The following is a 6827-nucleotide window of genomic DNA, read 5'->3' on the forward strand; positions in this document are numbered from 1 at the left end:
TTATTACGCCTGAGTTTTTAAGTTGTTTTGCAACAACAAGCCATTGCAAACCCATATTAAAATTCCTGTTTCCAGTTGAGAGTTCTTAATACATCAGCAAATACGCCAGCTGCAGTTACTTCAGTACCTGCGCCGTAACCGCGTAAAACTAATGGAATGGGTTGGTAATATTGGCTGTAAAACGCTAATGCATTCTCGCCATCTTTTACTTTATTAAGTGGATCATCAGCATCAACGGCTTCGATACTACACTTACATTTTCCATCTACGATGCTACCGATGTAACGTAACACTTGATTCTTTTCATCGGCTTTAGCTTGTAACTCTTTAAAGTAAGCATCCGCTTCAGGCAAACGCGCCATAAATTCGTCAGGCGTACCGGTATCATCAAAACCTGGTGGTAATGCTTGTTCAATTTCAACGTCGTCTAGCGTGATTTCCATGCCCGCTTCACGTGCTAAAATAAGCAATTTACGCGCAACGTCTGTACCACTTAAATCATCACGAGGATCAGGCTCAGTAAAGCCCATGTTACGTGCTTCAGTAGTGACATCAGAGAACGACTGACCTTCGTCTAATTTACCGAAGATAAACGATAAAGAGCCCGACAAAATACCGTTAAATTTAACTAACTGATCGCCGGCATTAAATAGGTTTTGCATGTTTTCAATAACAGGAAGACCCGCGCCTACGTTCGTATCGTAAAGGAACTTACGACGCTTCATCAATGCAGTTAAACGCAACTGATGGTAGTAATCCATGCTGCTTGTATTGGCTTTCTTGTTCGCTGTTACCACGTGGAAACCGGCGCCTAAAAAGTCAACATAACGCGCTGCAATCGCATCGTTACTTGTACAATCAACAATCACAGGGTTAATGATATGAGACTCATTAACCAAGGTTTGCATTTTAGATAATGACAGTGGCGCTGTTTCATCTTTTAACAGGTCACGCCAGTTTTCAAGAGAAATGCCTTTTGCATCCATTAACATTGCACGGCTATTTGCCACACCACATACGCGGATTTGAATATTACGTTCTGCTAAGCGTGTTTGCTGACGGTAAACTTGGTCTACCAATGCACCACCAACACCACCACAACCGATTAAGAACATATCGATATATTGCACACTTGCAAAGAATTTCTGATGACAAGCAATTACCGCTTCTTGCGCTTTCTTCTCAGAAACAACCACAGAGATAGAACGCTCAGATGAACCTTGCGCAATCGCAGTAATATTGATTGAAGCTTCCGTTAATGCCGTTAAGAAACGGGCAGCAACACCTTTTGCTTTCTTCATGCCATCACCCACTAACGAGATGATTGCTTGCTCTTTAATCAGCTCAAGAGGCTCTAATAAGTTGTTTGAAAACTCAAGGGCAAACTCTTCTTTTAATGCTTCAACGGCTTTGTCTGTATCACCAGAGGTAATACAAAAGCTTAAGCTGTATTCCGATGAAGATTGTGTAATTAAGATGATTGAAACACCCGCACGTGAAACCGTACTAAAGATGCGCCCAGCCATACCCACAATGCCTTTCATGCCTGCGCCTGAAATGCTCACCATGGTTAGGTCTTTAAGATCTGAAATTCCTTTCACTTGTAGCTCCTCATCACTGTGCTCAGCTCCAATTAATGTGCCTGGCGCCTGTGGGTTACCGGTGTTTTTTATCAAGCAAGGGATATGATGCTGTGCAATCGGTGCGATTGTTTTAGGGTGTAATACTTTAGCCCCAAAGTACGAAAGCTCCATCGCTTCAGCGTAGCTTAACGAGTCTAATAATTTAGCGTCTTTTACTAAACGTGGATCGCAGCTGTAAACACCGTCTACATCAGTCCAAATTTCACAACACTCTGCTTTTAAACAAGCAGCTAAAACAGCAGCTGAATAGTCAGAACCGTTACGCCCTAATACTAATGTTTCACCCTGTGCATTACCGGCAGTAAAACCAGGCATCAGGTAGATAGCATTTTTGACTAGGCCTTCTTTTTCAAACAGTGCGCGTGATACTTCGATATCAATTTGCGCTTCAAGGTAACCGCCTTTTTTAGCGATTAACTTTTCTTGCGGCTTAATCACTTCAACCGTATGGCCTTTCGCAATTAATAACTGCTTCATACACGCGATACTAAGTAGCTCACCTTTACTTAAGATTTGCGCTTCGATACTAGCAGGACACTGCGCTAACAAACGCACACCTTCTAGTAAATCGCTTAGGTGCGATAACTCACGTTCAAAAATGGTTTTTAATAGATCGTCAGCAAGCTCAGAGTAGGTACTTTTTAGCCCTTTAATCAGCTCTGCAAAAATGCGTTGGATATCAACTAAATGGGTTTCTGCTGATAAACCGTTACTGGTTTTCTCAACAACCGCGACCAAATTATTGGTCACGCCTGCAGGTGCAGATAACACTAAAGCGATTTGAGACTGTTGCTGATTGTTAATAACAATATCGGCAACTTGATTAAAACGTTCGGCATTTGCTAATGATGTGCCGCCAAATTTAAGTACGCGCATTTAAAGAATCCCTACTTTCTATAATAAAAAAACCCGCAAATAGGCGCGGGTTTTAAGGTTTATTTATCTCATTAATTTAACGATGCTTGCCGATTGTTTATAAAGCACGGCTGAAAAATAATTATATTGATGAAATAAACGCTGAAACATAATGTGGAGTTAACTTATTAATGTAAAAAAATGAACTGGCATTGTAGCAAAGCTTTGATCCCCTTGCTAGTTCAAAGTATTTTGCCCCTTTAACACCGACTAACAAGCATGCATAACACGTAACATCAGGTAAAACAGGGGAAATAACGGAACAAGTGAGGCGTATAATCAGACAATTTCAGCGCAATTCTACAGTAGAACTTTACTTACTAAGATATAGCTTTTTTATATCAACAGGCGTAAAACAGATAAGATTTAGCCTCCATTTCAAACAACTTAAACAAGCAGGTTGATGCATATCAATTAACAATCTCTAAATCCTCTTCTGAGAGACAATCTAGTTGTTATCTGAATGTTAACTATTTATAGTGAGAACCATTAAAAAAGTGGTAATAAAGTGCTAGATATCACATTCACCTAGTGTGCTTCTACAATATGTGCGATTTATATCAACAAAATAGCTTTATATGTAAAATATTTGTTTAATGCATTTAACGTTAATGAATTAAAAATAAAACACATCATCCTCCCAAGTGTTTGTTTTAACGTTATCAGGTGAAATACAGAATTTAAAAATAGGAGAGCAACATGTCTACAGCCAATATACTTATCGTTGAAGATGAGTTAGTTACACGCAATACTTTAAAAAGTGTTTTTGAAGCAGAAGGTTATCAAGTATTCGAAGCCAATGACGGTAACGAAATGCACGATGTTATTAGTAATAACAACATTAACCTGATCATCATGGACATTAATCTACCGGGTAAAAACGGTTTGTTATTAGCCCGTGAATTACGTGAGATTCAAGCGATTCCGCTGATCTTTTTAACCGGTCGTGATAACGAAGTTGATAAAATTTTAGGCCTTGAAATTGGCGCAGATGATTATATTACTAAACCGTTTAATCCACGTGAATTAACCATTCGTACACGTAATCTGTTAACCCGTACGATGCAAGATAATATCTACTTTGAAGAAGTACGTAAAAAAGTTGAGAACTATAAGTTCAGCGGATGGACACTTGAAATAGATAGTCGCTCGTTGATTAGCCCACGTGGTGATGTATTTAAACTACCACGCAGTGAGTTCCGTGCCATGTTACATTTCATCGAGAACCCGGGCAAAATTCAAACCCGCGCTGAGTTATTAATGAAAATGACAGGCCGTGAATTAAAAGCACAAGATCGTACCGTTGATGTGACCATTCGTCGTATTCGTAAGCATTTTGAAAGTGTGCCAGAAGGCGCAGAGATTATTGCTACGATCCACGGTGAAGGCTACCGCTTCTGTGGCGACTTAGCGTAGTCGTTAATATTATAAAAACAAAAAGGTGCTTTTAAGCACCTTTTTTGTGCCTGTTTTAATAATACCAACTCCGCTAAGTAACTGATCAATTTGGCTAAATTAAAAAGAGCTTTGTAGTGACATTTTATTTACCTTTAAGCCACAAAAAAGATTATACTCCGCGTCATTTAGTCGCTAGTTAAATGCCTCTAATTTAAAATACATATTTGTACAAAAAGAGATGAAAGGTTTTACATGACGCTGATTAACAAAAACATATGGATGGCATTTTACCTCGTCAGTATTCTTTGGGGCTTATCGCTCAGCATCTCCTCTTACAGTACTTATCAACGCGTATATGACGAGTTCGTTACTCAGCAGATTAGCCTGACAAACATATCCAAAAACTCTCTGAATGCGACCTTTGATCAATATGAAGTACTACTTAGTATTGTTGCTAGCCAAGTACTTAAAAATGATAAAATGATTGAAGAAGAAAGCATTATATCAATCATGCAAACAGCGACAAACTTACACTCAAGCGTCAGAGCTTTTGGCTTGTTTAATCTTGATGGCTCTACTCGAAGTACTTATCCCGTTAACCCAGAAACCGACGGAAGACCATTACTCACAGTCAGTGAAAGCAAAGCTTCATTTGAAAAAACAATTACAGCAAATAAAATGGTGATCGGACGCACCTATTTCAGCGAAAGCTTAAATGACATCATCATCCCTTTTCGATTGGCAGTGCGAGACTCGATGGGTGATACTAAAATGATCTTATCTATTGCTGTAAGCGTCGATAAAGGTTTTAGTTTTTTTGTTAATAACGTCATTGAAAGTGGCTTCAACAACACCTATTTGTATCGAGAAATGGATCGCTATTTTCAATTAGCACCTATTGATAGAATTCATGATGCAAACGTCTACCAACAAAAAATTCCTAAATCGAAAGTAAAAATCACCATTGAAGAACTTTCAAAAACGGTGAAAACTCCCCTTGCAGAGTTAAAAGAAAGTGAAATAACTTTCACTAACGAAACATTTCGTGGATCAAATACATACATCAATGCCTCTGTTTACATAAAGGAGTATTCAATGTGGTTGATAACGGAAATAAAACTCACTGAAATAATGCAGGCTTTTTTATACAAAGTTAAGCTTTTAGTCCTAGTGCATTTATTGTCTATCGTGTTGATCTTTTTTCTTTTCAGAAATATTGCCAGCAGTGAGAAAAAAAAAGTTAAAGAACTTAAGTTCCAAGCTAACCATGATTATTTAACTCAGCTATTCAATCGTTATTACTTTGATCAATACTGCGAAAAAGTTAACAGCAGTTCGCCATTCACACTTATTTATTTAGACATAGACCATTTCAATACCATCAACGATAGTTATGGCCATGCAGTGGGCGATCAACTTTTAAAAGCAATAGCACTTAGAGTTAAAGGTATTGCACACCCTCAAGATTTGGTTATTAGATCCAGTAGCGATGAATTTATATTAGTTTGTTTTCATAAAACCGAGCTTCAAACTAACGAATTTTGTAAGCAACTACTTGCATCGGTCAATACGACTTACTTAATTAATGATGCCGAAATACTACTCACAGCCAGTATTGGCGTGTCCGTTTACCCTAAAGACAGTAGTAATCCTGAAGATATTAAACGTAATGCGGACTTAGCAATGAACAGTGCTAAAACGATCAGGAATACGACCGCTTTCTTTAACAAAACACTGCTTAATGATTATCTTTATAAATGTAGTGTCGAAAGAGAGCTAAAAAATGCAGTCAAGCACAATGAACTTTATATGCTTTACCAGCCTCAGCAGTTGTCTGATGGAACGGTTGTGGGTGTTGAAGCATTAATTCGATGGGAAAATAAGACCTTAGGGTTTATGTCTCCCGATCAATTTATTCCTATCGCAGAATCAATAGGGGCAATGGATACCGTTGGCGAGTTTGTTATTGAACAAACATTAAGTGATATGGTCAGCCTTCAACAAAGAATAGGCACAGCCTTTAGTGTTTCAATTAATGTCTCGGTCAAACAATTTAAAAAGCCTGACTTTTACGACATATTGATGGTTTTGGTAGAACGTTATCAGTTCCCAACCAACCTACTGATATTAGAGATAACAGAAAGTGTATTGATTGATGATATAGATGCCATGCAACGTCTAATGGTCAAAATAAAAAAACAGGGTATTCGCATCTCATTGGATGACTTTGGGACGGGTTATTCCTCGTTAAGTATTCTTCATAACTTATCTATCGATGAATTAAAAATAGATAAGTCTTTTGTGGATCATGTTGTTGATGATGCCGAAACACGCTCAATGATTAGTACTATGATTTCAATTGCCCAATGCAAAAAAATGAAAACCGTGGTTGAAGGGGTTGAAACAAAAGAAGCATTATTAACGCTCACTGAATTAGGCTGTGATATATACCAAGGGTATTACTTCTCAAAACCTATCGACAAACATCAGCTTGAGTTTTTTATAACCAATCCAGAAGGCCATCAGGTAGTTGATCAAGAGAGTTAATCAGAGAGTTAAGGTAACGATTTTTACGTTACCTCTTAGTTTTTTGTGACGCTTATTTAGGCTTCTCTTCACGAACCAGCATGCCCATGAACTTGCTGAAGCGCTTTAGTCTGGTTTCCGGTTTCTTGGCGCTTATCAGTCCATACGCGATAACATAACGACTCGATTTAGTCAGTGTTTCAAAAAACGCTTTAACATTTGGCTGACTTTCAAGCACGTCTAAAAAGTCCGATGGCACTGCCATTTCACTGACAACATACGCGCTTTCCCAACGACCATCCTCTTTTGCAGCACGAACATGCACTAGCCCAGATTCCATCACGC

4 protein-coding genes are annotated in these 6827 nt (G+C 38.4%); 2 read left to right on the top strand and 2 right to left on the bottom strand.

Annotated elements, in window-relative coordinates:
- Window positions 1-56: 56 nt before the first annotated feature.
- Window positions 57-2519, bottom strand: coding sequence for a bifunctional aspartate kinase/homoserine dehydrogenase I (gene thrA / locus CXF74_RS16740; RefSeq protein ID WP_101083672.1), 2463 nt, complete (start codon window positions 2517-2519; stop codon window positions 57-59).
- Between the two features lie 738 nt (window positions 2520-3257).
- Here thrA and arcA point away from each other — a divergent pair.
- Together arcA and CXF74_RS16750 are read left to right on the top strand one after the other, a co-directional pair.
- On the top strand, window positions 3258-3974 hold the full coding sequence (arcA, locus tag CXF74_RS16745) for a two-component system response regulator ArcA (protein WP_101083673.1): 717 nt from the start codon (window positions 3258-3260) through the stop codon (window positions 3972-3974).
- Between the two features lie 234 nt (window positions 3975-4208).
- Window positions 4209-6503, top strand: coding sequence for a bifunctional diguanylate cyclase/phosphodiesterase (locus CXF74_RS16750; protein ID WP_101083674.1), 2295 nt, complete (start codon window positions 4209-4211; stop codon window positions 6501-6503).
- A 52-nt stretch (window positions 6504-6555) separates the two neighbouring features.
- On the opposite strand, the gene CXF74_RS16755 is transcribed toward CXF74_RS16750, so the two are convergent.
- Window positions 6556-6827: YdeI/OmpD-associated family protein (locus CXF74_RS16755; RefSeq protein ID WP_198552893.1), on the bottom strand; the 272-nt coding region annotated here is incomplete at its 5' end.

This window comes from Psychromonas sp. Urea-02u-13 (assembly GCF_002835995.1).
In the GTDB taxonomy this organism is placed as follows: Bacteria; Pseudomonadota; Gammaproteobacteria; order Enterobacterales; family Psychromonadaceae; genus Psychromonas.